Origin of the sequence: Marinomonas sp. THO17 (genome assembly GCF_040436405.1) — a bacterium.
GTDB lineage: Bacteria > Pseudomonadota > Gammaproteobacteria > Pseudomonadales > Marinomonadaceae > Marinomonas.
This window is the reverse complement of the sequence record NZ_AP031575.1, coordinates 2717501-2741731: the sequence shown is the minus strand read 5'-3', so window position 1 is coordinate 2741731 and position 24231 is coordinate 2717501. Positions and strand designations below refer to the sequence as shown.

Here is a 24231-nt window from a genome sequence, read left to right as displayed (position 1 = left end):
GATAGAATCGAAATTGGAGTAAAGCATGACAACGATTCTAACTGTACGCAAAGGCAATCAAGTCGTCGTAGGTGGCGATGGACAAGTATCACTTGGTAATACAGTAATGAAAGGCAATGCCCGCAAGGTTCGCCGTCTATACCATGGTGAAGTCATTGCAGGCTTTGCCGGTGGCACCGCTGATGCCTTCACCTTATTCGAACGCTTTGAAGGGCAACTGGAAAAACACCAAGGCCATCTGGTTCGCGCTGCCGTTGATCTTGCCAAAGATTGGCGTTCAGATCGCGCCCTGCGCAAATTAGAAGCCATGCTGATTGTGGCAAATCAAGAAAGCACTCTAATTATCACAGGTACCGGTGATGTGGTCGAACCACAACACGGGGCATTAGCCATTGGCTCTGGAGGTAATTACGCTGAAGCCGCGGCACGTGCTTTGATTGACAACACAGACTTATCAGCCAAAGAGATTGTGGAAAAAAGTTTGAACATCGCAGCAGACATCTGCGTATTCACCAACCACAATCTCACTATTGAAGAAATCGCTGTTGAAGCCAAGTTGGAAGACAAATCCGTTTAACTCAACCGCCACTGAACACCTTTTTAAAGAGATAAATTCATGAGCAGCATGACCCCAAGAGAGACGGTTAACGCCTTAGACAATCACATTATCGGACAACAAAAAGCCAAGCGAGCCGTTGCCATCGCCTTACGCAACCGCTGGCGTCGTATGCAATTATCAGAAGACATGCGTGCCGAAGTGACGCCCAAAAATATCCTTATGATAGGTCCTACCGGAGTCGGCAAAACAGAAATTGCGCGTCGTTTGGCAAAACTATCCAATGCGCCTTTCATTAAAATCGAAGCCACCAAGTTCACCGAAGTAGGCTATGTGGGTCGTGATGTGGAGTCCATTATTCGTGATTTAGTGGAAATGGCCATCAAGATGCTGCGTGAACAAGAAACTGAGAAATTACGCCACAAAGCAGAAGACGCGGCAGAAGATCGTATTTTAGATGCGCTACTTCCACCTGCTCGAGGCGGTGACCCTGAACTCAATAACGAAAGTAATACTCGTCAAATTTTTCGTAAGAAATTGCGTGAAGGCCAATTAGACGATAAAGAAATTGATATCGATGTCGCCGAAGCACCTGTTGGTGTGGAAATCATGACGCCACCAGGCATGGAAGAAATGACCAGCCAGCTGCAAAACATGTTCTCAAGCTTTGGTTCCAACAAAACCAAAAAACGCAAACTCAAAGTCAAAGATGCCTTACGTCAAGTGCGTGATGAGGAAGCAGTCAAACTGGTTAACGAAGATGAACTTAAAGCTCGTGCGGTGGAAGCGGTTGAGCAGAATGGTATCGTCTTCTTAGATGAAATCGATAAAGTAGCAAAAAGTTCAGAACGTACCAGCGGTGAAGTATCTCGCGAAGGAGTACAACGTGATTTGCTACCTTTGGTAGAAGGCTGCACCGTCAATACCAAATACGGCATGATCAAAACTGACCATATTCTATTTATCGCTTCTGGTGCTTTCCACTTAACCAAACCATCAGATCTGATTCCAGAATTGCAAGGTCGTCTACCCATTCGTGTTGAGCTGGATGCTTTGACGGTAGAGGATTTCAAACGCATCTTGGTAGAGCCTAACGCGTCTCTCACTAAGCAATACGTTGCCCTAGCAAAAACCGAAAATATTGATCTAAACTTTACTGACGAAGGCATTACCCGTATTGCCGAAATTGCTTGTCAGGTCAACGAAACGGTTGAAAACATTGGCGCGCGTCGCTTACATACTGTGCTTGAACGTCTATTAGAAGAAATATCCTATTCCGCTTGCGATATGCCAGAAGGTCAGCAAGTTGACATCACTGCAGCCTACGTTGATGAACAGTTAGGTGAAGTTGCAAAAGACGAAGACCTAAGCCAATACATTTTGTAGGCTTAGAGCTTGATTGGTGCGAACCACGCTTTAGTGGTTCGCCTTATGATTAAGAGTAAACTCATGCCCACACCAACCAAAATTCATTATCACAAACAGTCACGAGAGCTGGAATTGGCCTTCTCAGATGGCCAAAGCTATCGCTTAAGTGCAGAGTATTTGAGGGTACACTCCCCTTCGGCTGAAGTACGTGGTCATGGTTTACAAATGCCTATATTACAATACGGAAAGAAAGACGTTGCCATTCAAAACATTGAAGGCGCAGGTAACTACGCCTTGAAAATCAGTTTTGATGATGGCCATGATTCCGGACTTTTCACCTGGGAATACTTACATAAATTGGGCTCTAATCACGCTGAGCTCTGGCAAATTTATTTAGATCGCCTTGAAAAAGAAGGCAAGACGCGGGACACTTCCGTCATTCAAATCCACCAGCTGTAATACTAAATTACCGCTAATATCGGGAAACTTGTCATGAGCTCACTTAGCTTAACCGCCATCAGCGCTATCGAACATGGTATCAATCTTGCGCTACAACAAGATGTGCCTTCGCAACAAAGATTAAGCAAACTGGCTGGCCAACAAGTATTTCTCTGTGTGGAAGACTTTTCTTTGATTCTGCAAGTACACATCCTTGAACAAGGCGTCATGCTATACAAACCAGACTCTTTAGACGAAATAGAGTTAGACCCCAAACTGGATACCTTGGTACAAGGGCCCAGTTCGGCGTATCGCAAACTGCTCGAAGGCGATGGTTTTTTTGACGGTGACTTGCGTATTCAAGGCAATGCTCAAACCTTAATGACCTTACACAAGGTAATGGAAAACTTTGAACTGGACTGGGAAGGCTTATTAGCCGATCACATTGGCGACCTGCCCGCAGCAGCTTTGGCGCGCTTATTACGTGCTCAATGGTCATGGAGCAAAAATTTTGCCACCACAGCACGCATACAAGTGGTGCAACATTTACAATCCAATAGTCAATTACTGCCCAGCAAAATTGAAGTAGAGGCTTTCGTCGATCAACTAGAGAAATTTGGCACACAGCTTGATCGCTTCGAAGCCAAATTGAGAATGCAGGAAAACAAAAAGCGCTAAGCTTTTACGCGGCTTAGGTAGACTCCCCCAATGGTGACAGCAAAGCCTATGATTTGCAGTGCTGTCATGGTTTCTGAGAATAAAAAGTAACTTTCTACTGCCGCCAAAGGTGGTGCTAATAAAAGTAAAATGGCCACCTGCGACGCCTTCACTTTTCTGAGTAACCAGACCATCAAAAAGACGCCTACACCCGACAAGATTACAGCCCCCCAAATCAACAAGAGATAAGATGACCATTGTTGAACGAATAGGCTTTCACCAAGCAGTAAGACGAGAACAAACGCCACCACACTGGCCGCCAGATTCTGTATCCCCATTGACACTATTATGTCAGCACTCGCAACAGACATTTTTTGTAGAACCGCACCTAGGGACAATGCCAAAATAGCGCCAACGGCTAAGCTCAGGGTCAACAAACTCACCCCACCGTGACTTAAATCCAACTCAACTGCGGGCGAAATCACTAATAGCAAACCAAAGATGCCAATCAGCATGCCTACCATGCCCATAATGGATGTTTTTTCTTTGACAATGAGGAAGGCTAATAAGGTCACCAGTACCGGCTGCAATGCTCCAATCAATGCCATCATACCTGCCGGTAAACCTTTCGCTATGGCGACATAAGCCAAGCCCAAGTACAAACCATTCATGAGCACGCCTGCCAAAATCTGCTTAGGCCAAGCTTGCCATTTAGGATAGGGCCGACCTAAAACAACGGCCAGTATAAAAAACAATATTGCAGCAAGCAGAAAACGAAGACCTAGGTAGATATTTGGGTCAATAAGTCCAACAATCAATTTACCGACAATAAATCCGGTCGACCAAATTAACACCAGCAACGCACATAACATAGCCATACTTCGCCTTACTCCTCCCTTGTAGCCCTCTGCCTAAAAGAGCGCTTGTTATCAAGCAACTTCATTCAATCTATATCACTGAATACCCTTGATTATTGGCAAGATAGACAACAAGCCTTCTTTAGGCAGCAAACGCTACTTTGATTTGTTCTGCGTTCCATCCAAGACCCAATAAAAAATGCAACTTGGCAAACACGGCTTCATAGGTCATAGCTTGACCAGAAATCACACCTGCCTCGACCAATGCCGAGCCCGCTGCATAAGCACCAGCGGCAACGCTGCCTGCACCACATTGACTAACATTGACTATCACTACCCCACGCGCATTAGCTTGACGCAATATGGACAAAAGTTCTAGGTCTTTATCCGGCGCATTACCCGCCCCGTAACTTAACAAAACAGCCCCTTTCACTTGCTCATTCAACAAACCTTGCCAATGAGAGGCTTGTATACCGGGAAAAACTGGGAGTATGGTCACCGCACCAGACTGCATGTCCGGAATCTGAATCTCACTAGGAAGCTCAGTCATTTGCCCTTCTCGCCAGCGCCAATCAATGCCCAGCACACCACGCTCAGCCCGATTAGGAGAAGAGAAGGCTTGCCAGTCACTGGTATGAGACTTGTGCGCACAATCACCTTCAATCAAGCGTCCGGCAAAAAATAGAAAAACACCTTGAGCAACAAATTCACAGGCTGAAATCGCCCCTAAGACATTGTTCATCGCATCGCTTCTGGCTTGATACATAGGCACCTGAGAACCTGTAATCACAATTGGCTTAGCACTGTTTTCAAACATCAGACTTAACGCGGCTGAGGTATAGGCCATAGTGTCAGTACCATGAAGCACGATAAAGGCATCAAAATCCTGCCAACGATCATAAATATCTTGCCCTATGGTTTGCCAGTCTTGCACTGTAGCATTGGAAGAATCGATCAGCTCTGGATAGGCATGAATAGCAAATTCATGGGCCAAATCTTTTATTCCGGCCAATTGCGTTGCTAATTTTTGAGCAAAAACCGCATCAGGCGTCAGCCCTTGATCTGAAGCAACCATGCCAATGGTGCCGCCAGTATAAGCTATGTATATCTTCATTTTTTCCTCGTCTCATTCTCTAAGCAGGCATCAGGAATTCACTTTAATTAAACCCCTTGTTTATGCAGAGAAAAAAGGCGCTAATCAGAGGAAAAGCGCCTTTATCATCTCATCTTTGCATGAATTACATACGTTCCAGGGTTTCTATCCCCAACAAGGATAAACCTAGTTTAAGAGTCGAAGCGGTATTCAACGCCAATTGTAAACGACTGTTTTTCACCTCTTCTTCCTCATTCAAAATAGGACAAGCCTCATAGAAGGACATGAAAGTACCCGCTAGCTCGAACAAATAGGCACATAAGAAATGAGGCATGCCTTCATTCGCAACCTGCTGAATCGCTTCTTCAAACTGACAAAGTTTTACCGCCAAAGCGCGCTCTTGGCTGGTTTCAATTTGGATATCTCCAGTCAATGCAGCCACATCCAATTCAGCGCGCTTCACAATACTGGCCACACGTGAATACGCGTACAACAAGTAAGGTGCCGTATTGCCTTCAAAGCTCAACATAGTATCCCAGTTAAAGACATAATCACTGGTGCGGTTTTTCGATAAATCCGCATATTTTACCGACGCAATGCCCACCACACGGCTAATGTTACGCAGCTCTTCTTCGCCCATGTCAGGGTTCTTTGACGCCACCAATTGATAAGCGCGCTGCTGGGCTTCCTCTAGCAAAGAAGACAACTTGGCCACGCCACCGGAACGGGTTTTGAATGGCTTGCCATCACTGCCCATTACGGTACCGAATGGCATGTGCTCCAGCTGGGTTTCTGGTTTCACAAAACCTGCTTTACGGGATAAGGTAAAGATTTGCTGGAAATGCAGCGATTGACGAGCATCCACAAAATACAGCACACGATTGGCTTGCAAGGTATGCTGACGGAAACGTACCGCCGCCAAATCGGTTGTCGAGTATAGGAAACCGCCACCTGTTTTCTGCACTATAATGGGCGTAATTTCACCGTCTTTGTTAGCAAACTCGTCTAAGAACACACACTGAGCACCTTGGTCTTCTTTTAATAGACCGTGTTCTTGTAGCTCGTTAACCACATTTTGCAAATCATCATTGTAAGCACTTTCTGGCATAACGTGCTGACGCTCTAACGAGACACCCAACATTTTGTAGGTTTCTTCACAGTGTGTCAGAGAAATATCGATAAACTCATCCCACAATGCCAAGCAATCTTTATCACCTGATTGCAGCGCCACCACTAATTCACGGGCACGATTGGCAAAGGCTTCATCTTCATCAAAACAGTTCTTCGCAGCACGGTAGAAGGTTTCTAAATCCGACAAAGCCATGCTAATTTCGGCTTGCTCAGCACGTAGACGCTCCATGTACGCCAACAACATACCAAATTGCGTACCCCAGTCGCCTACATGGTTTTGACGAACCACTCGATGACCTAAGAACTCCAATGTGCGCACAACCGCATCACCAATGACGGTAGAACGCAGGTGACCTACGTGCATCTCTTTTGCTAAGTTAGGGGAAGAGTAATCCACCACAACGGTTTCCGGCGCACTCACTTCAGGGACATCCAGACGATCACTTTGGCGCAGTGCCATCAGCTCTTTGCCCAACCAAGCGTTTTTCAAAAAGATATTAATAAAGCCTGGACCCGCGATTTCGACCTTATCTGCTATATCAGATAAGTCCAAACCGTCGACCACTTTTTGTGCTAATTCACGAGGGTTCATCTTGAGGCTTTTCGCCACGCCCATGATGCCGTTAGCTTGATAATCACCAAATTGGACTTTTGCCGATTGACGAGTCAGTGCAGGTGCTGTTTCAGGCGCACCTGCTGCGACCATTGCCGCTTGAATACGTTGATTTAGAAGCGTTTGAATATTCACTTGGAAACCTTTAAACAATGCATGTGCTCAAAGTGAGCACATCAAAATCACAAACCCTCTGCCAATCTTGTCACGCAAGTTCAGCAGAGGGTTTCATTAGAAATAGATGGCCTAATAATAACCGATTTTCGTCTTATTAGCGAAAGAACAGCTGGCAAGCTGGGTTATTATTTTCATCTTGATATGGATAGCCTAACTTATCCAAAAAATGCGTCACGTCGGTTTCTTCTCCCACCGCTTGTAAGCCGACTAGAACACGACCATAAGCATCACCATGATTACGATAATGGAACATGGAGATATTCCATTGTCCGCCTAAAGTATTCAGAAACTTCAACAAGGCACCGGGACGCTCAGGAAATTCAAAACTGTATAACAACTCCCCTTTTTCACTGCGTAAATGGCCACCAATCATATGACGAACATGCACTTTAGCTGTCTCGTCATCGGTGAGGTCGACGATTTGATACTCTTGCAAATCATCCAACAATTCCTCACGACTGTGAGGACTGCCACCTAACGCCACACCCACAAAAATGACCGCTTGATCATCATCACCATATCGGTAATTAAATTCGGTAATATTTCGTCCGACTAAAGCCTGACAAAAATCTTTAAAACTACCCGGTGACTCAGGAATTTTCACCGCTATAATGGCCTCACGTTTTTCACCTAACTCAGCGCGTTCAGACACATGGCGTAGGCGATCAAAGTTAACATTGGCGCCACTATTAATGGCAATCAAGGTTTGTCCTTGTGCGTTTTCTCTTTCGATGTATTTTTTCAATCCAGCTAAGGCGCAAGCGCCAGCAGGCTCAGTGATGGCACGAGTATCATCGTAAATGTCTTTTATCGCGGCACACATCTCATCTGTGGTCACAGTAATAACTTCATCGACCGTGTCTTTAGCAATGGCAAAGGTATGCTGACCAATTTCCGCTACCGCCACCCCTTCGGCAAAAATACCTACTTGTGATAAACGCGTTGGTTCACCTTCTTCCATAGCTACTTTCAGGCAAGCTGCATCTTCTGGCTCCACTCCAATGATTTTGATATCAGGGCGTAAATACTTAACATAGGCTGCCACGCCCGCGATCAGACCGCCGCCGCCAACAGGGATAAAAATGGCGTCAATGGGCCCTTCATGTTGATGCAAAATTTCCATTCCTATGGTGCCTTGTCCAGCAATGGTGTCCTTATCATCAAAGGGATGCACATAGGTTTGTCCTGTTTGCGCCATGATCTCTTTCGACTTTGCCGATGCTTCATCAAACGCATCACCGAACAAAACTACTTCTGCGCCATGATTGCGCACGGCGCTGACTTTTACCTCAGGTGTGGTCGCAGGCATGACTATGGTCGCTTGTACACCCAATTTTTTCGCCGCCAAGGCGAGACCTTGAGCATGATTTCCCGCCGAAGCAGCAATCACACCCTTGGCTCTTTCAGCATCGCTTAACTGACAAATTTTGTTGTATGCCCCACGAATTTTGAATGAGAAAACCGGCTGTAAATCTTCTCGCTTCAAAATAATCTCGTTGCCTAATCGACTTGATAACTGATTAGCACGAGACAGTGGTGTTTCTACAGCAACATCATAGACGCGCGCCTGTAGAATCTTTTTGATCATGGTATGAGGCATAATAATTCCCAGAAAACCTTCTTCAGAATAAGACTTCTACTCTTCCTTAACAGAGTGGCAAGTCAAAAAATGGAACCCTCAAATATACCTGTTCGCTGCAACTCGCGTAAAGCCGCAAGCTACGGAAACTGCGAAATAGCCAATATAATTTTAAGTTCAACACCAAGCACAGTTAACAAGCCCCAGAATAAGGGCATATAATATTCACTCCACCAGAGGAAATTCACCATTAGAGTGAGTTCAAATTACCATTAAAACGATAACTAAGAGCACCCCTCATGACTCAAGATGAGCTAAAACAAGCCGTTGCCGAAGCAGCTGTGAAATACATTCTTCCCCTATTGGAAAGCGATACTATTATCGGTGTTGGTACTGGCTCTACAGCCAACTTATTTATTGATGAATTAGCCAAGCACAAACACGACTTTGACGGTACCGTTGCCAGCTCAGAAGCGTCTGCAGAACGTTTAAAACAGCATGGTATTCCAGTTTATGACTTAAACAGCGTGGGGAATATTCGCGTTTACGTGGACGGAGCAGATGAATCGAACCATCACCTTTACCTCATAAAGGGTGGCGGCGCGGCTTTAACACGTGAAAAAATTGTCGCGGCTTGCAGTGAAGAATTCGTCTGTATTGCGGACGAGTCAAAACTGGTAGACGTATTAGGTGATTTTCCACTCCCAATTGAAGTGATTCCTATGGCTCGCAGTTACGTGGCTCGAGAATTGGTAAAACTAGGCGGTGACCCGGTTTATCGTGAAGGGGTAGTAACAGATAACGGCAATTGCATCCTTGACGTCTACAATATGAAGATCCTTGATCCTATTAAATTAGAAGCACAGATCAATAGCATTGTCGGAGTGGTCACCAACGGTTTATTTGCCAACCGTTCCGCTGATGTTCTATTGCTGGGTACACAGCAAGGCGTTAAAACCCTACGCAAAGCCTAATCCACTACTTCAGTCCTCCAACAAGTAATTTGGGGGATTGAAGACTTAACCTCAGAACCAACGACTTTTGCGCATTAACCAAAACTGCCCAATACCTAACACCAACAATACAAAGCAAAACCACCAAAAAGCCTCACTATTTTCAGTACCTGGCATTCCACCAATATTGATACCAAATAACCCGGTTAAAAATCCAAGCGGCAAGAAAATACCCGATAAAATAGATAACACATACATACGGGCATTCATTTTTTCGGCTTGTAAATTGACGTATTCTTCCTGCATCAATTGACATCGTTCTCGCAATGCCTCCAAGCCTTCTATATATCGCACTATGTCGTTTTCAGCTTCTTTAACCTGCATCAATTGCACTACTGTCATCCAAGCTACCGCTTCTTGCGCTAATGCGTGTATAGCCTCACGTTGCGGTACCAAGAAACGTCTTAAGCGAATCGTTTCTTGGCGACGTTGCACCAGCAATTCACGTTGCCCGATTTTAAATCCTTCCCCGATACCTTCTTCCAAATCGGACAACTCTTCTTCTAAATCGACCAAAACACTGGCCATTCGCCCGATCAATTTTACAGTCAGACTTGCCAATACATCTCCCGTGTTTGTTGGACCTTCGCCCTCTTCTAGAGTTTGCATCACATATTGTACTGACAACAAACGGCGGCGGCGACTGGAGATGATAAAATGTGGCGTTACCCATAAACGCAAAGATACCATATCGGAAGGATCAGAACCTGGATTCAAATTCACGCCACGCAAAATCAATAAGGCACCACGCCCCATTTTCACCATACGAGGTCGTGTTTCCTCTGCCAATAAAGCTTCCACCACTGTATCAGGTACCCCTTCAACACTGGACAGCCAATCACCACTGGCTTCCTTCGTTGCGTCTAAATGTACCCAACGACAACCGGTTTCTGGCAAATTTGAAGGTAATTCATTCGCTGTTAATTTCTGTGCGCCACCCGTGCCATCTAGCTCTAAATGATGAACAACAAACTCAGACATATGTATTCTCCAATCAATCTGCGTAGACTAGCTAAAAGTTAGCGTTATCCCTATTAATTTCGGCCCTTTTCAATAGCTCAGCTGACACTCCGCTACGACGGTGGCATAATTTCACCACCCTCAAAATAATAAGGATAGACCTGATCATGCACAATCTTGCTCACGTTTTGGCAAACTCCTCTAGTCCCGATGCGCTACAAAAGGTTATTAGTGTCACAACAGATACCTGCATTGATATCTGCAAAGCACTGCACAAAGGCTCTCTTGCCGGTATTCTTGGCGTTGCAGGCAATGAAAATGTGCAAGGAGAAGAGCAAAAAAAATTAGATATCATTTCCAATAATATGCTCAAAAATGCGCTGCTCAACTGTTCTGATGTACGAGCTATTGCCTCTGAGGAAGAAGACGACATAGTTCCAGCCAATACACAAGGCCAATATCTCATTGCCTTCGACCCGTTAGATGGATCGTCCAATATTGATATCAATGCCATGGTCGGTACTATTTTCTCTATTTACCATGATGTTGGTGAGCAAGCCGCGACAGAGCAAAGCTTCTTAAAACCCGGCATAGAGCAAGTGGCCGCAGGTTACGTACTATACGGCCCATCTTGCATGCTGGTCTTGAGCACAGGCCAAGGCACTCAAATGTTCACTTTAGACCCAGAAAAGAATGAGTTTGTGCTCACGCAAAGCAAGGTTGAAGTGGCGGCAGATACACAAGAGTTTGCCATTAATATGTCCAACCAGCGTTTTTGGTCTGCTGCTACGCAAACCTATGTTAGCGACCTTGTTGCAGGAGCAACAGGGACAAGAGAAAAGGATTTCAACATGCGTTGGGTGGCTGCTATGGTAGGTGATGTGCATCGTATCCTATGCCGTGGTGGTATCTTTATTTACCCGTGGGACAGCAAAACACCAAACCGTGCAGGCAAACTACGCCTTATGTATGAAGCCAACCCTATGGCCATGCTGATCGAGCAAGCTGGCGGCAAAGCACATACTCATACTCAACGTATTCTTGATATCCAGCCTGAGGGGATTCACCAGCGCGTCGCTGTGATTCTCGGTGCAGCCAATGAAGTGGATAAGTGCTTAAGTTATTAACATCCCTTGTTTTCCGTGAAAACCAAGCAAAAGCAGTCCATGTTGTAAGGACTGCTTTTGCTCTTCCAAGCTTGCTAAATCAAAGCAATAAAATACTTTTCGCGACCGCCTGTGTCCTCGGCACAAAGGTATCCAACAAACAAAACTCTTCATCTGTGTGCATCTTGGCTCCCACTGGCCCGGTGCCGCAAAGTGTTGGTACCCCCATCGAAGAGGTGAAACCAGCATCCGAGCATCCACCGGTAAATTCCCCCTCTACACTGAATCCTAAACTGCTGGCTTGCTGTTGATAATGAGCGAGCAAATCTTCACTCATGGAAGCTTCAAAGGGTTGGAACTCCGACAGTGTTTTAATTGTGGCGCTCGCACCTTCAATAGTAGGTGTATTAATGATGTCTTGAATCTTAGCTTTCACTTCTTCGCCCTGTTCCAACCTAATAAACCTGAGATCCAAGCGCGCCGTCGCATGAGGAGCAACCGTATTGGACGACATGCCTCCCTTGACCAACCCGACGTTTGTTGTAATGCCTTTTTCATAGTCCGTTAAAGCGTGCAACCAAGTAATAAGCTGAGCCAGTGCACCAATGGCACTGACACCGTCCGCATGGTTTACCCCTGAATGTGCTGCTTTGCCTGTGACTTCTATTTCGAAACTGGCGCCTCCTTTACGTGCGGAAACCACATTGCCACTGATTCTACCCGGCTCGGCATTAAAAACAGCACGCCCTCCAGAAACTCGATCACGAATCACATGACGACCTTCTGGCGAACCAATTTCTTCGTCCCCGGTAAACAAGCCAACGACAGGAAAAGGAAGTGTTTCCAAATCCGTCGTTTTGAGAAGATACTGCAAGCCTTTTAGTACAAAGCAATTAAGAACCAGCCCAGACTTCATATCCGCAACGCCCGGCCCAAACGCCTTCATGCCTTCACGGGTAAAGGGACGTGTTTCCAATGTGCCTTTGGGAAAAACCGTATCACGGTGCCCCATGACAAATACGGCGGGTTCTGTTTGGTTGGCTTCATTAAACCCGACTCTTGCTTCTAGAACATCACCGGAATTTTCCAGCGCATGCCAAATACAATGAATACCATCCTCAGCTAGCCAAGCTTCAATAAGCTTACCGGCATTATCTACACCTGCTTTGTCATAACTATTGGAATCCACATTGACCAAGGCTTCCAAGCAAACAATCATCTTGTCTTCTTGCTCGGCGATCCACTCGCACAGCAAATCTGCGTATCTTTCCATTCTGCAATCCTAATTAACCCGTTAAATGTCGCGACCTTGTTTTACCTGCTCACCTTGCTCTGCAAGATCCCAGAATAACCCTGTCATAATTTGCAGGGCTTCTCGACAAACATTTGCTAATACATGTTCATTTGGAGCATGTTGACTACAAGCTGGATAGGAATGTGGCACCCATACCGTTGGCAGCCCTAATATGTCAGAAAACACATGATTAGGGATCGACCCACCTAAATTAGGCAATAAAGTTGGTTGTTTGTGCGTTGTCTTCTCAAGTGAGTTTAGGGCCCAATCTACCCAAGGATCATTAGGATTGAGACGTGTTGCATGCATAGGTTCGCCATTTTGTGACACCACCACATCGTCAAACCCCTGCTTGATCAAATGCTTTTGGATATTCTCTAAGAAATGATCACTGTCCGTTCCGACCACAAAACGAATCTGACAATGAGCTTTGGCATAACCCGGAATCGCATTGACAGGATTATCTGGATTCCCCGTTTTACAAGCCAGCATTTCGAGTGTATTCCAACCGAATACTTGCTCTGCCGGCGAAAGCTCTGGTTCGCCCCATTCGTAATCGATTTCTGGGTTATTTTTATCCTGCCCCACCTGAATGTCTTTCAACGCGTCTCGCACCGATTCAGGCATGCCATTTGGCAAAAGCTCTGGAACAAGAATTCGCCCTTTTGCATCGACCATAGATGCCCAAGCGTGTGCCAGTCGAGTACCTGCATTACTCAATAAACCACCCCAATTACCGGAATGGTGTGCCCCGTCCCTAAGCTTTACTGTCAGGTCAAAGTTAAAACCACCACGTGATCCGAGAAAAATCGTCGGCGAAGTGGAATCCAAGCGAGGTCCATCTGACGCGATAAAAAGGTCTGCCTTTAGCATCTCTTTATGCTGCTCACAGAACGCCATCAAACCGGGTGAGCCCACCTCTTCACCGGTTTCAATCAAGACCTTCACATTAAAACCAAGCTTACCATCTCGGGTCTTTAAAACAGACTTCAACGAGGCTAAGTTAATGGTATGTTGCGCTTTATTGTCAGCAGCCCCACGACCGTACCAACGATCCCCAGATTTCGTTAGCGCCCAAGGTGATAATCCCTCACTCCATTGGTCGTCATAGCCAAGTACCACATCACCATGCCCATAAGTAAGTAATGTCATATAGGCAGGATCTTCAATGCGCTCAGCAAACAAAAACGGCCATGAGCCAGGCATTTTTTCTTCTGTTTCAGGATTGCTTAGTAGTTTCGTATTAAATCCCATTACCTGTAATTCTGGGATCATCACCTCTTCAAGATAAGTATGAAGAGGTTGTAAATCCTCATGGTTCTGACTCTCACTTTTTATGGCAACGCGCATACTCAACGCGTCGAAAAACTCGCCAGAGTCAAAATACGACTCCGACGTTTGAATACTTAACTGGCGACTCATCTCGTCTCCTTAGTCACAATGCGATCTTACGAAGTGATTTACCCATTCAAGCGTTAGGACACATTAGCCCATGCGCTGTCATCCAATACTTCAGGAAGCCCCAAAGCAGGCTCAGGCGTTAGAACGGAAGAAAGTAACGCTTTTGTATATGGGTGTTGGGCATTCTGGAAAATGTCTTCTCTAGTGCCTTGCTCAATGATCTTGCCACGGTACATAACAGCGACTCGATCGACCAAATGCTCCACAACGCCTAGGTTATGACTGATAAAAAAATAGGTCAGACCCAGCTCCTTTTTTAGATCCATGAGTAGATTTAGAATCTGTGCCTGTACCGATACATCTAAAGCGGAAGTCGGCTCGTCACACACCAAAATGCTAGGTTTAAGAATCAAAGCACGCGCAATCGCGACACGTTGACGTTGGCCTCCGGATAATTGACCGGGGTACTGGTCCAATAAGCGCTCTGGCAAACCAACCAAATCACTCATCTTTTTTACTTCAAGATGCTGGCTTTTCGAGTCGCCCACCTTATGAAGTTGCAGCGGTAGTCGAATGATTTGACGAATGGTTTTGCGCGGATTGAGCGACGAATAAGGGTCTTGAAAAATAGGCTGTAACTGCTTAGCAAGAGCAAAACGATCTCCACCCTCAATCGCTTTGTCATTAATGAGCACATGACCTTCTGTCGGCGTTAATAAACCAAGGATTATTTTCGCCAAGGTACTCTTGCCACAACCAGACTCACCGACCAAACCTAGCGTTTCTCCGGGGGAAATTCGTAACGAAACACCATTAACCGCTTTAAGTAAGGTAGGCGTTCTAAACGCACCGTTTTTAAGCTGAAAGTGGCGTGAAAGATCACATAGCTCTAATGCATATTGCGGCATTACACAGCCTCCTGTAGCGACGCTACCGACATAGGACAACGAACCAAATGACTGTCTGATGCCTCTACATTAGTAAGTTCAGGTGAAACCGACGCACACTCTTTAGCTGAAAATTTACAGCGATTTCGAAAAGCACATCCGCTTAAGTTACCAATTAGGCTAGGAACAACACCTGGAATAGATTCCAAATGACTGCCCGGTGGAGTTTTGCCTGGAATCGGGATACAACTCAGCAAGCCTTGTGTATAAGGGTGACTTGGACGATTAAAAATATCTTCTGTGAACCCTGTTTCAACCACTTGCCCTGCATACATAACCGCCACACGATCGGCGATACGCGCAACCACACCAAGGTCGTGGGTAATAAAAATCACCGCCGTGCCGAACTCTTGCTGAAGTTCACGAATCAGTCTCAAAATCTGAGCTTGAATCGTCACATCTAATGCCGTGGTCGGCTCATCCGCAATAATCAAATCAGGTTCGCACATTAATGCCATGGCAATCATGACACGTTGCCTTAAGCCACCAGATAATTGATGAGGATATTGGCTTAAACGTTTCTCAGGATACGGAACGCCTGCTCTTTCAAGCAGATAAATTGCCCGCTCCTGAGCCTGACGTTTACTGACTCCTTTATGACGCATAATGCCTTCACACAGTTGATTACCCAGCGTGTATGAAGGATTGAGTGACGTCATTGGTTCCTGAAAAATCATCGACATTCTAAGACCGCGCACCTTGTTACGGTCTTTCTTTGATAAAGACAGTAACTCCAACCTGTCGAATTCCATTTGATCCGCTGACACCTGAGCCTTCTTGGGTAGAAGCCCCATTAACGCCATCGAAGTCATCGACTTACCGCACCCTGATTCGCCGACGATACACAGCATCTCACCTTTTTCGACCGACAAATCAATACCACGCACGGCGCGTAACATTCCGTTCCCAGTTGGCAAATCCACTTGAAGGTTTTTCACATCCAGAATTTTAGTCATAGCTTAATCTCCTTTAATTACGGCCTTCAGGAGCATTTAAATCCCTCAACCCATCCCCGACTAAGTTAATAGCCAGTACCAGAATCATTAATGTGATACCGGGTATAGCAATAACCCAAGGTTGAAAGAACATATAAGCTTTACCTTCAGACACCATAAGCCCCCAAGAAGGTAAAGGCGGTTGAACGCCGAGACCTAAAAAAGACAGCGTGGCTTCAAGCAAGATGGCATGTGCCATTTCAAGGGTAATAACAACAATAAGAGCGCTTAAAATATTAGGCAAAAGTTCCCTAATCAGAATATAAGGGGTAGATGCGCCTAATACTTTGGCAGAGGCAATAAACTCTGCATCACGAAGTTGTTGCGTGGTAGATCGGGCCACTACAGCAAAGCGATCCCAAAGCAAAAGACCAAGTAGAATAATCACCATTTCAAGGGAACCACCAACCAACGCGGCCATTGCTAGGGCCACTAGCAAAACAGGCAAGGCCAGACGAGTCGTGATGATATAGCTAATAATCGCATCGGTACGGCCACCAAAATAGCCTGCTAACACCCCAAGCGTGGTGCCAATAAAGCCGGAAATTAATGCTGCGGTTAATCCAATTGTCAGAGAAATACGCGCGCCGTAAAGCAAGCGGCTGAGATAATCACGGCCAAGTTTGTCCGTTCCTAGAATATGCTCCCAAGAGCCTTTTTCGTGCCAAACTGGCGGAATCATTCTTTGCGAAATATTTTGTAGATATGGATCGTGCGGCGCTATCCAAGGAGCGAAAATGGCCGCGAGAACAGCCAAGCCAAGAATAACCGAACCAATAAACAGACCACGGTGCCCCATAAATTTATTCAAACCCTTACGCCACTCAGGAACGACAGGTAAGGCCGATGCAATAGACGGCTCAGTTGCGTTTAGAGTCGAGTCAGAAGCAGAATTAGACAGAGTTTGTGACATAATTTTCTCCCTCATCGAACACGTAAACGTGGATCTAACATGGCATTTATGACATCAGCCACAAAGGTCAACGCGATGTAGAAAACAGCAATGATTAGCACCACAGCTTGCACAACAGGGTAATCATTACGAGAAATCGCATCCCATGCCAGTTGCCCAAGGCCCTTCAAAGAAAATACAGATTCGATGACAATCGAACCGCCTAACATAAAACCAAGCTCCACCGCAGCCAGAGCGACAACCGGAATAACCGCATTACGAAGAGCATGTTTGAAGACGACTGAGGTTTCACTTAAGCCTTTAGCACGCGCTGTTCTTATGTAGTCCGAACCTAATACTTCCAGCATGCCAGTACGTGTAAGTCGCATCATGGCAGGCATGGCGTAATACCCCAAAGCAATCGCTGGTAAGATGAAGTGCTGCCAAGTCGAATTACCCCCCGCTGGCAACCAATGAAGGTTAACAGCAAATACAACTATCAAGGTCAGGGCAAACCAAAAGCTAGGCATGGCCTGACCGACCACCGCAATCATAAGGGCCAAACGATCAATCCAAGTATCTTGTTTGATCGCAGCAAGCACACCTAGAGGAATCGCGACGAAAGTCGCCACTGCCAAAGCTAGCGCCCCTAAGGTCAATGTCACTGGTAACCTCTCGCTAATAAGAGACATCACAGTATCTTGAAAGTAATAAGAGCGACCAAAGTCGAGCTGTACCGCCGCCATTAGCCAGGAAAAGTATTGTTGAACAATCGGTTTATCTAAACCAAATGCAACTCGAATTTCTTCGACTTGATCCGCCGTCGATTCCGGCCCGGCAATAGCGGTAGCCAAATCGCCTGACAAATGCAGCAACATGAAGCTAATAATCGAAACCGTAATCGCCACGCTGATTGCAACCAACAAGCGACGAAAAATAAACACCAGCATAGTTTCTCCCGAGAGAAAGGCGTAAGACGATTACGGAAGTGATAGCGTCACTACCACTTCCGCACCTTGAGTTACTTCCAAGTAGACTCGTAAAAACGTGGTAATTCATCGGCATAAGGTTTGAAATTCAGCGTATCGCTAAACGCATAGTTACTAGAGTAAGAAAACATAGGTGCCCAATAAGCTTCCTCTGAAATGCGCTTAATTGCCTCTGCGTATGCCTTTTTACGCGCTTCTGGATCCACCGAGGTATCCGCAATGTCCAACATGGCTATGACTTTTTCGTCTTTCGCGGAATCATCTACGCTGCCTTTAAAGAAAACACTGGTGATCGCTGAAGCGTCGTTTACCGAATAAGAACCCCAAGTCTGGAACGACAATGGCACTTTACCCGCTCGCTGATCAGTTCGCAGGGCAGCATACTTCATGAAATGCAAGTTAGCCTTAATGCCAATAGCACCTAAGTAACCCATCATTGCTTCCGCAAGATCACGCTCGCGGTAGGCATAAAATTCCGTTTCAAATCCGTTTGGATAGCCAGCTTCCGCCAAAAGTGCTTTGGCTTTCTCTACATTGTATTCATACTTTTTAGCCGCACTGACATCACAGCCAAATTGACTTGGGAAACACGGCGTATAAACAGAACGGCTACCGCCACGCACTAAATCCTGAGAAAAAGCGTCACGGTCAATTGCATAGTTCACGGCTTCACGAACCAATTTATTGTTAAATGGCGAGTCCTTAAGTATTTCACTGGTTGTTTCCATACGTAGGTAACCGATTCGCATAGTCTCAGAGCTTTTTACTTCAAGACCCGGCATCATCTTCATTTGATCAGCCTGATCCGAAGGGACACGCCAGATCCAATCAATTTCACCTGTCATCAGTTGTGCAAGACGAGCATCTGGATCGGGAATGACACGAAATTCCAAATTCTTGATCGCCGGTTTTGGGATAGGGCTCGCTTCAAAGTAATCGTCGTTGCGGACTAGGTTAACCCCTTCGCCACTCAATACTTTGGTGATTTTATATGGTCCCGTACCAACAGGCACCTTAGAAAAGCCTTCGATTCCCACTTCTTGAAAGTATCTAGCAGGGTAGATAGGAGTCGGTCCAGAAAGGTATTCTAGAGCCGCTGGAAATGGCTTGTTAAGCACAAGGCGAACGGTATAGTCATCGACTTTTTCTGCATGATCAATCCAATCAACATTTTTACGCGTTACTATCTTGGAGTCAGGCGATACAACATAGTTAAAGGTAAACGCGACATCGTCTGCTGAAAAATCATCACCATTATGAAACTTAACGCCCTTACGAAGATTAAATAGTAAAGTTGTCGTATCTTCCCACTCCCAACTGGTTGCCAATAATGGCAGATATTCAGATGTGGCTGGATCGCGGTAAAGCAAAGTGTCCCAAGCCATGTGAGATAAGATAACCCCTTCCCTTAAGTTATTATGGTACGGACTTACGTTTTCAGGCTCGCTGTCGGATGCATAGACAAGGGTATCATTACCTTTATCCGCCCAAGCAGAAGCTGAGGCCGCAATCGCACACGAAATCAGTGAGTTCAAAAGGGTTTTACGGAGTGTAAAAGAGTGACTTCGGCTTTTTATCATCGTTCTGCTTCCTATCATTCCAATTGTAATCTTGTAAGTAATGCAACTTCTATTCACATTAATAGAAATTAGTCCCTTGCCACAATTAACAATTTTGCAAAGAAACATTGCCAAAAATGCAAACCTATGGCTTGATAAAAATAGGCACAAAAACAGCTTAATAACAGTCAACTAAATGTTCTAAAGACGACATAAATTCGACTCTTCGACGGTATTGGAGATGAAAGCCTCATTACGACTTCAAGACACGGCAATACGCTATTTTTTAGAAGTGGCGCAAATCGGTTCAATTAGCGAGGCATCGGTTCGATTGAACGTTGCCCCAAGTGCCATAAGCAGGCAAATAAGCAGCCTAGAGGACATTCTTGGTGCAGTACTTTTCGAACGCCAACCAAGAGGAATGAAACTCAGTGCTGCTGGGGAAATGCTGGCTGCTTACGCCCGCAAAAACGCCCTTGAGTCTGCACGTGTTGTGGCAGAAATAGATGCGCTCAATGGTATAGAGAAAGGTCATATTAACATTGCATGTTCCGAAGGGTTTGCTATGGACTTTATACCCAGAACCTTGTCTAACTTCCGACAACAACATCCGGGCATTCACTTCAATCTTAAAGTATGCGCACCTGCCGAAGTCGCAACCTTGATTAGTCGTGGAGATGCGGACATTGGCATAACACTCAGCTTATCGCCAACCAAAGACATTAAAGTGGAATATCGGCAACCCTCACCCATTATGGCGGTATTCCACCCAACACACCCTCTAGCTCACAAGAAAACGGTTTCCCTGTCACAGCTGCAACCTTACCCAATCGCTTTACCTGAAGAGAACACTACCGTTAGACAACTCTTTGATATTTGCTGTAGCCGTTTGAACCTCCTATTCGAACCTATTTTAGAATCAAACCATATGGCAAGCCTAAGTCGCTTTACCGCTTTCGGCGGCGGAATACATTTGTCAGGAGAGATATCTATGCGACATCAAATCGCAACAGAGGAACTCATCGCGGTTCCGATTAGAGACCGAGGTATGGACGTCAGGAATATCGAAATACAAACCCTTTCTGGCCGAACATTACCCAACATTATAAAGGTGTTTCTGGCTTATTTAATTGTCAAAATGAAGCATGAAGAAACAATAGGCTTTTAATTCAACACCTGATTTAGATTGTTAGATCCAATACGGGTTACCCACTTGTGAAACTACCATAAACATGTCGAACGCCTGTGGCGTATAAAGAGCCACTTCTGAGTTCGAGATGGGATTAGATGGTTCAATCATACTCTTCATTCAGATCCAATGAAGCATGAGTCGCTGACGACGTCAGTGACGCAAGGCGTCGCGCTTGGATCTGATTATGTGAACAAGGAAGATTTGACTTTCTTCCACACGTAAAAAAGCCCTGACCGTTTCCGATCAGGGCTTCTTAATTAAGATCTTGATAACGACCTACTCTCACATGGGATCTCCCACACTACCATCGGCGATGGCGCTTTTCACTTCTGAGTTCGGGATGGGATCAGGTGGTTCAACGCCTCTATGATTATCAAGAAAACTCGGATGTGCTCAGCACAAATTCGTTTACTTGTTCACTTTAACAATCAACTTTTGAAACAGCGATAATCAAGTATCAAACCAGTTTATCGTAAATTCTTTGTAGCTCACTCTGTTTTCTTCAGAGTTCTGTAAAACCACTTTGGTGTTATATGGTCAAGCCTCACGAGCAATTAGTATTGGTTAGCTCAACGCCTCACAACGCTTACACACCCAACCTATCAACGTCCTAGTCTCGAACGGCTCTTTAGGGGACTCAAGTCCCAGTGAGATCTTATCTTGAGGGAGGCTTCCCGCTTAGATGCTTTCAGCGGTTATCCCGTCCGAACGTAGCTACCCGGCAATGCCACTGGCGTGACAACCGGAACACCAGAGGTTCGTCCACTCCGGTCCTCTCGTACTAGGAGCAGCTCCTCTCAAATCTCAAACGTCCACGGCAGATAGGGACCGAACTGTCTCACGACGTTCTAAACCCAGCTCGCGTACCACTTTAAATGGCGAACAGCCATACCCTTGGGACCGGCTTCAGCCCCAGGATGTGATGAGCCGACATCGAGGTGCCAAACACCGCCGTCGATGTGAACTCTTGGGCGGTATCAGCCTGTTATCCCCGGAGTACCTTTTATCCGTTGAGCGATGGCCCTTCCATACAGAACCACCGGATCACTAAGACCTACTTTCGTACCTGCTCGACGTGTCTGTCTCGCAGTTAAGCGTGCTTTTGCCTTTACACTCTATGCATGATTTCCGACCATGCTGAGCACACCTTCGTGCTCCTCCGTTACTCTTTGGGAGGAGACCGCCCCAGTCAAACTACCCACCACACAGTGTCCTCGATCCCGATAAGGGACCTGAGTTAGAACCTCAAACATACCAGGGTGGTATTTCAAGATCGGCTCCACTAAAACTGGCGTCTTAGTTTCAAAGCCTCCCACCTATCCTACACAAGTAGGTTCAAAGTTCACTGTGAAGCTATAGTAAAGGTTCACGGGGTCTTTCCGTCTAGCCGCGGATACACAGCATCTTCACTGCGATTTCAATTTCACTGAGTCTCGGGTGGAGACAGTGTGGCCATCGTTACGCCATTCGTGCAGGTCGGAACTTACCCGACAAGGAATTTCGCTACCTTAGGACCGTTATAGTTACGGCCGCCGTTTACTTGGGCTTCGATCAAGAGCTTCGCCTAAGCTAACCCCATCAATTAACCTTCAAGCACCGGGCAGGCGTCACACCCTATACGTCCACTTTCGTGTTTGCAGAGTGCTGTGTTTTTAATAAACAGTCGCAGCCACCTGGTATCTTCGACCGACCAGTGCTTACGGAGCAAGTCCTTCACACCGGTCGGCGTACCTTCTCCCGAAGTTACGGTACCATTTTGCCTAGTTCCTTCACCCGAGTTCTCTCAAGCGCCTTGGTATTCTCTACCTGACCACCTGTGTCGGTTTGGGGTACGGTTCACACATATCTGACGCTTAGAAGTTTTTCCTGGAAGCAGGGCATCAACCACTTCGTCCAAAAGAGGACTCGTCATCAATTCTCAGCCTTCTCTAAAAGAGGGCGACCCGGATTTTCCTAAGTCACCAGCCTACAACCTTAAACGCGGACAACCATCGCCGCGCTGGCCTAGCCTTCTCCGTCTCTCCATCGCAATATGCATAAGTACAGGAATATTAACCTGTTTCCCATCGACTACGCTTTTCAGCCTCGCCTTAGGGGCCGACTCACCCTGCCCTGATTAACATGGGACAGGAAACCTTGGTCTTCCGGCGAGGGAGGTTTTCACTCCCTTTATCGTTACTCATGTCAACATTCGCACTTCTGATACCTCCAGGGTGCCTTACAGCTTCCCCTTCAACGGCTTACAGAACGCTCCTCTACCATACATAAACAGCAAAACCATCTACATATCCGTAGCTTCGGTGTACAGTTTGAGCCCCGTTATATCTTCCGCGCAGGCCGACTCGACTAGTGAGCTATTACGCTTTCTTTAAAGGGTGGCTGCTTCTAAGCCAACCTCCTAGCTGTCTAAGCCTTCCCACATCGTTTCCCACTTAACTGTAACTTGGGGACCTTAGCTGACGGTCTGGGTTGTTTCCCTTTCCACGACGGACGTTAGCACCCGCCGTGTGTCTCCCGTGCTCATACTCATTGGTATTCGGAGTTTGCATGGGGTTGGTAAGTCGGGATGACCCCCTAGCCCAAACAGTGCTCTACCCCCAATGGCAATACACGAGGCGCTACCTAAATAGCTTTCGAGGAGAACCAGCTATCTCCGAGCTTGATTAGCCTTTCACTCCTATCCACAAGTCATCCCCGGACTTTTCAACGTACGTGGGTTCGGTCCTCCAGTTAGTGTTACCCAACCTTCAACCTGCTCATGGATAGATCGCCCGGTTTCGGGTCTATTCCCAGCAACTATACGCCCTATTAAGACTCGGTTTCCCTACGGCTCCACTACATGCTTAACCTTGCTACTGAAAATAAGTCGTTGACCCATTATACAAAAGGTACGCAGTCACCGAACAAGTCGGCTCCCACTGCTTGTACGTACACGGATTCAGGTTCTATTTCACTCCCCTCACTGGGGTTCTTTTCGCCTTTCCCTCACGGTACTGGTTCACTATCGGTCAGTCAGGAGTATTTAGCCTTGGAGGATGGTCCCCCCATGTTCAGACAGGATAACACGTGTCCCGTCCTACTCGTTTTCATTCAAAAGGCGTTTTCGTATACGAGGCTATCACTCTCTACGGCCGCTCTTTCCAGAGCCTTCTACTAACACCAATTAAACTTAAGGGCTAATCCCCTTTCGCTCGCCGCTACTCAGGGAATCTCGGTTGATTTCTTTTCCTCCGGGTACTTAGATGTTTCAGTTCCCCGGGTTCGCCTCGTATGGCTATGGATTCACCATACGATACCCGCAAGCGGGTGGGTTTCCCCATTCGGACATGTTCGGATCACAGCGTGTTTATCCACTCCCCGAACCTTTTCGCAGATTACCACGTCCTTCATCGCCTCTGACTGCCAAGGCATCCA

At 46.2% G+C, this 24231-nt stretch carries 19 protein-coding genes and 2 rRNA genes (1 of these 21 running past the window's edge); 7 read left to right on the top strand and 14 right to left on the bottom strand.

Annotation, left to right across the window (positions count from 1 at the left end):
* Window positions 1-25: 25 nt before the first annotated feature.
* The 4 genes from hslV (at window position 26) to ABXS85_RS13020 (ending at window position 3040) form a co-directional block, all read left to right on the top strand.
* Window positions 26-577 (top strand): ATP-dependent protease subunit HslV, encoded by a 552-nt coding sequence (hslV, locus tag ABXS85_RS13035; RefSeq protein ID WP_353666951.1) that lies wholly within the window; start codon window positions 26-28, stop codon window positions 575-577.
* Window positions 578-616: 39 nt separating this feature from the next.
* Complete coding sequence (gene hslU / locus ABXS85_RS13030) at window positions 617-1942, top strand: ATP-dependent protease ATPase subunit HslU (protein ID WP_353666950.1); 1326 nt, start codon at window positions 617-619, stop codon at window positions 1940-1942.
* A gap of 63 nt (window positions 1943-2005) precedes the next feature.
* Complete coding sequence (locus ABXS85_RS13025) at window positions 2006-2383, top strand: DUF971 domain-containing protein (RefSeq protein WP_353666949.1); 378 nt, start codon at window positions 2006-2008, stop codon at window positions 2381-2383.
* 33 nt (window positions 2384-2416) lie between these two features.
* Window positions 2417-3040: an SCP2 sterol-binding domain-containing protein gene (locus ABXS85_RS13020; protein ID WP_353666948.1), complete on the top strand. Its 624-nt coding sequence runs from the start codon at window positions 2417-2419 to the stop codon at window positions 3038-3040.
* On the opposite strand, the gene ABXS85_RS13015 is transcribed toward ABXS85_RS13020, so the two are convergent.
* The 4 genes from ABXS85_RS13015 to ilvA all read right to left on the bottom strand — a co-directional run bounded on the left by ABXS85_RS13015 (window position 3037) and on the right by ilvA (window position 8490).
* On the bottom strand, window positions 3037-3897 hold the full coding sequence (locus ABXS85_RS13015) for a DMT family transporter (RefSeq protein WP_353666947.1): 861 nt from the start codon (window positions 3895-3897) through the stop codon (window positions 3037-3039). The genes ABXS85_RS13020 and ABXS85_RS13015 overlap by 4 nt on opposite strands.
* A 121-nt stretch (window positions 3898-4018) precedes the next feature.
* A complete protein-coding gene (locus ABXS85_RS13010) occupies window positions 4019-4990 on the bottom strand; it encodes an asparaginase domain-containing protein (RefSeq protein ID WP_353666946.1) in 972 nt (323 codons plus the stop codon).
* A 124-nt stretch (window positions 4991-5114) separates the two neighbouring features.
* Window positions 5115-6848, bottom strand: a complete 1734-nt coding sequence (gene argS / locus ABXS85_RS13005) for an arginine--tRNA ligase (RefSeq protein WP_353666945.1) — start codon at window positions 6846-6848, stop codon at window positions 5115-5117.
* A 136-nt stretch (window positions 6849-6984) separates the two neighbouring features.
* Window positions 6985-8490: a threonine ammonia-lyase, biosynthetic gene (gene ilvA / locus ABXS85_RS13000; protein WP_353666944.1), complete on the bottom strand. Its 1506-nt coding sequence runs from the start codon at window positions 8488-8490 to the stop codon at window positions 6985-6987.
* A gap of 278 nt (window positions 8491-8768) precedes the next feature.
* Here ilvA and rpiA point away from each other — a divergent pair, with 278 nt between their 5' ends.
* Window positions 8769-9443 (top strand): ribose-5-phosphate isomerase RpiA, encoded by a 675-nt coding sequence (gene rpiA, locus ABXS85_RS12995; RefSeq protein ID WP_353666943.1) that lies wholly within the window; start codon window positions 8769-8771, stop codon window positions 9441-9443.
* Between the two features lie 51 nt (window positions 9444-9494).
* Here rpiA and ABXS85_RS12990 read toward each other — a convergent pair whose 3' ends face one another.
* Entirely contained in the window at window positions 9495-10463 is a 969-nt protein-coding gene (locus tag ABXS85_RS12990) for a zinc transporter ZntB (RefSeq protein WP_353666942.1), read from the bottom strand.
* Between the two features lie 146 nt (window positions 10464-10609).
* On the opposite strand from ABXS85_RS12990, the gene ABXS85_RS12985 reads away from it, so the two are divergent.
* Window positions 10610-11569 (top strand): class 1 fructose-bisphosphatase, encoded by a 960-nt coding sequence (locus ABXS85_RS12985; RefSeq protein WP_353666941.1) that lies wholly within the window; start codon window positions 10610-10612, stop codon window positions 11567-11569.
* Window positions 11570-11648: 79 nt separating this feature from the next.
* On the opposite strand, the gene ABXS85_RS12980 is transcribed toward ABXS85_RS12985, so the two are convergent.
* The 7 genes from ABXS85_RS12980 to ABXS85_RS12950 all read right to left on the bottom strand — a co-directional run bounded on the left by ABXS85_RS12980 (window position 11649) and on the right by ABXS85_RS12950 (window position 19646).
* Window positions 11649-12821: a M20 family metallopeptidase gene (locus tag ABXS85_RS12980; protein ID WP_353666940.1), complete on the bottom strand. Its 1173-nt coding sequence runs from the start codon at window positions 12819-12821 to the stop codon at window positions 11649-11651.
* A gap of 21 nt (window positions 12822-12842) precedes the next feature.
* Window positions 12843-14264: a M20 family metallopeptidase gene (locus ABXS85_RS12975; protein ID WP_353666939.1), complete on the bottom strand. Its 1422-nt coding sequence runs from the start codon at window positions 14262-14264 to the stop codon at window positions 12843-12845.
* Between the two features lie 53 nt (window positions 14265-14317).
* On the bottom strand, window positions 14318-15151 hold the full coding sequence (locus ABXS85_RS12970; RefSeq protein WP_353666938.1) for an ATP-binding cassette domain-containing protein: 834 nt from the start codon (window positions 15149-15151) through the stop codon (window positions 14318-14320).
* Window positions 15151-16146 carry an ABC transporter ATP-binding protein gene (locus ABXS85_RS12965; RefSeq protein ID WP_353666937.1) on the bottom strand — a complete coding sequence of 332 codons (996 nt, stop codon included), beginning with the start codon at window positions 16144-16146 and terminating at the stop codon, window positions 15151-15153. The genes ABXS85_RS12970 and ABXS85_RS12965 overlap by 1 nt, the downstream gene beginning before the upstream one ends.
* 13 nt (window positions 16147-16159) lie before the next feature.
* The gene (locus tag ABXS85_RS12960) at window positions 16160-17098 is read right to left on the bottom strand and encodes an ABC transporter permease (RefSeq protein ID WP_353666936.1); all 939 of its coding nucleotides are present in this window, start codon (window positions 17096-17098) and stop codon (window positions 16160-16162) included.
* An 11-nt stretch (window positions 17099-17109) separates the two neighbouring features.
* On the bottom strand, window positions 17110-18027 hold the full coding sequence (locus ABXS85_RS12955) for an ABC transporter permease (protein ID WP_353666935.1): 918 nt from the start codon (window positions 18025-18027) through the stop codon (window positions 17110-17112).
* Window positions 18028-18098: 71 nt separating this feature from the next.
* Window positions 18099-19646 carry an ABC transporter substrate-binding protein gene (locus ABXS85_RS12950; protein WP_353666934.1) on the bottom strand — a complete coding sequence of 516 codons (1548 nt, stop codon included), beginning with the start codon at window positions 19644-19646 and terminating at the stop codon, window positions 18099-18101.
* Between the two features lie 220 nt (window positions 19647-19866).
* Here ABXS85_RS12950 and ABXS85_RS12945 point away from each other — a divergent pair, with 220 nt between their 5' ends.
* Entirely contained in the window at window positions 19867-20793 is a 927-nt protein-coding gene (locus ABXS85_RS12945) for a LysR substrate-binding domain-containing protein (RefSeq protein WP_353666933.1), read from the top strand.
* Between the two features lie 287 nt (window positions 20794-21080).
* Here ABXS85_RS12945 and rrf read toward each other — a convergent pair.
* Window positions 21081-21195, bottom strand: a 5S ribosomal RNA gene (gene rrf / locus ABXS85_RS12940).
* Between the two features lie 155 nt (window positions 21196-21350).
* Window positions 21351-24231, bottom strand: a 23S ribosomal RNA gene (locus ABXS85_RS12935); it runs 24 nt beyond the window's last position.

Excerpts from the sequence above, each read along its gene's own strand:
- ABXS85_RS12955 (WP_353666935.1), bottom strand. The coding sequence starts at position 18,027 with ATGCTGGTGTTTATTTTTCGTCGCTTGTTGGTTGCAATCAGCGTGGCG.
- ABXS85_RS12960 (WP_353666936.1), bottom strand. The coding sequence starts at position 17,098 with ATGTCACAAACTCTGTCTAATTCTGCTTCTGACTCGACTCTAAACGCA.
- ABXS85_RS13010 (WP_353666946.1), bottom strand. The coding sequence starts at position 4,990 with ATGAAGATATACATAGCTTATACTGGCGGCACCATTGGCATGGTTGCT.
- hslV (WP_353666951.1), top strand. The coding sequence starts at position 26 with ATGACAACGATTCTAACTGTACGCAAAGGCAATCAAGTCGTCGTAGGT.
- ABXS85_RS13015 (WP_353666947.1), bottom strand. The coding sequence starts at position 3,897 with ATGGCTATGTTATGTGCGTTGCTGGTGTTAATTTGGTCGACCGGATTT.
- ABXS85_RS12970 (WP_353666938.1), bottom strand. The coding sequence starts at position 15,151 with ATGCCGCAATATGCATTAGAGCTATGTGATCTTTCACGCCACTTTCAG.
- ABXS85_RS12965 (WP_353666937.1), bottom strand. The coding sequence starts at position 16,146 with ATGACTAAAATTCTGGATGTGAAAAACCTTCAAGTGGATTTGCCAACT.
- ABXS85_RS12980 (WP_353666940.1), bottom strand. The coding sequence starts at position 12,821 with ATGGAAAGATACGCAGATTTGCTGTGCGAGTGGATCGCCGAGCAAGAA.
- ABXS85_RS12950 (WP_353666934.1), bottom strand. The coding sequence starts at position 19,646 with ATGATAAAAAGCCGAAGTCACTCTTTTACACTCCGTAAAACCCTTTTG.
- ilvA (WP_353666944.1), bottom strand. The coding sequence starts at position 8,490 with ATGCCTCATACCATGATCAAAAAGATTCTACAGGCGCGCGTCTATGAT.
- ABXS85_RS12990 (WP_353666942.1), bottom strand. The coding sequence starts at position 10,463 with ATGTCTGAGTTTGTTGTTCATCATTTAGAGCTAGATGGCACGGGTGGC.
- ABXS85_RS12985 (WP_353666941.1), top strand. The coding sequence starts at position 10,610 with ATGCACAATCTTGCTCACGTTTTGGCAAACTCCTCTAGTCCCGATGCG.
- ABXS85_RS12945 (WP_353666933.1), top strand. The coding sequence starts at position 19,867 with ATGAAAGCCTCATTACGACTTCAAGACACGGCAATACGCTATTTTTTA.
- ABXS85_RS13025 (WP_353666949.1), top strand. The coding sequence starts at position 2,006 with ATGCCCACACCAACCAAAATTCATTATCACAAACAGTCACGAGAGCTG.
- hslU (WP_353666950.1), top strand. The coding sequence starts at position 617 with ATGAGCAGCATGACCCCAAGAGAGACGGTTAACGCCTTAGACAATCAC.
- ABXS85_RS13020 (WP_353666948.1), top strand. The coding sequence starts at position 2,417 with ATGAGCTCACTTAGCTTAACCGCCATCAGCGCTATCGAACATGGTATC.
- rpiA (WP_353666943.1), top strand. The coding sequence starts at position 8,769 with ATGACTCAAGATGAGCTAAAACAAGCCGTTGCCGAAGCAGCTGTGAAA.
- ABXS85_RS12975 (WP_353666939.1), bottom strand. The coding sequence starts at position 14,264 with ATGAGTCGCCAGTTAAGTATTCAAACGTCGGAGTCGTATTTTGACTCT.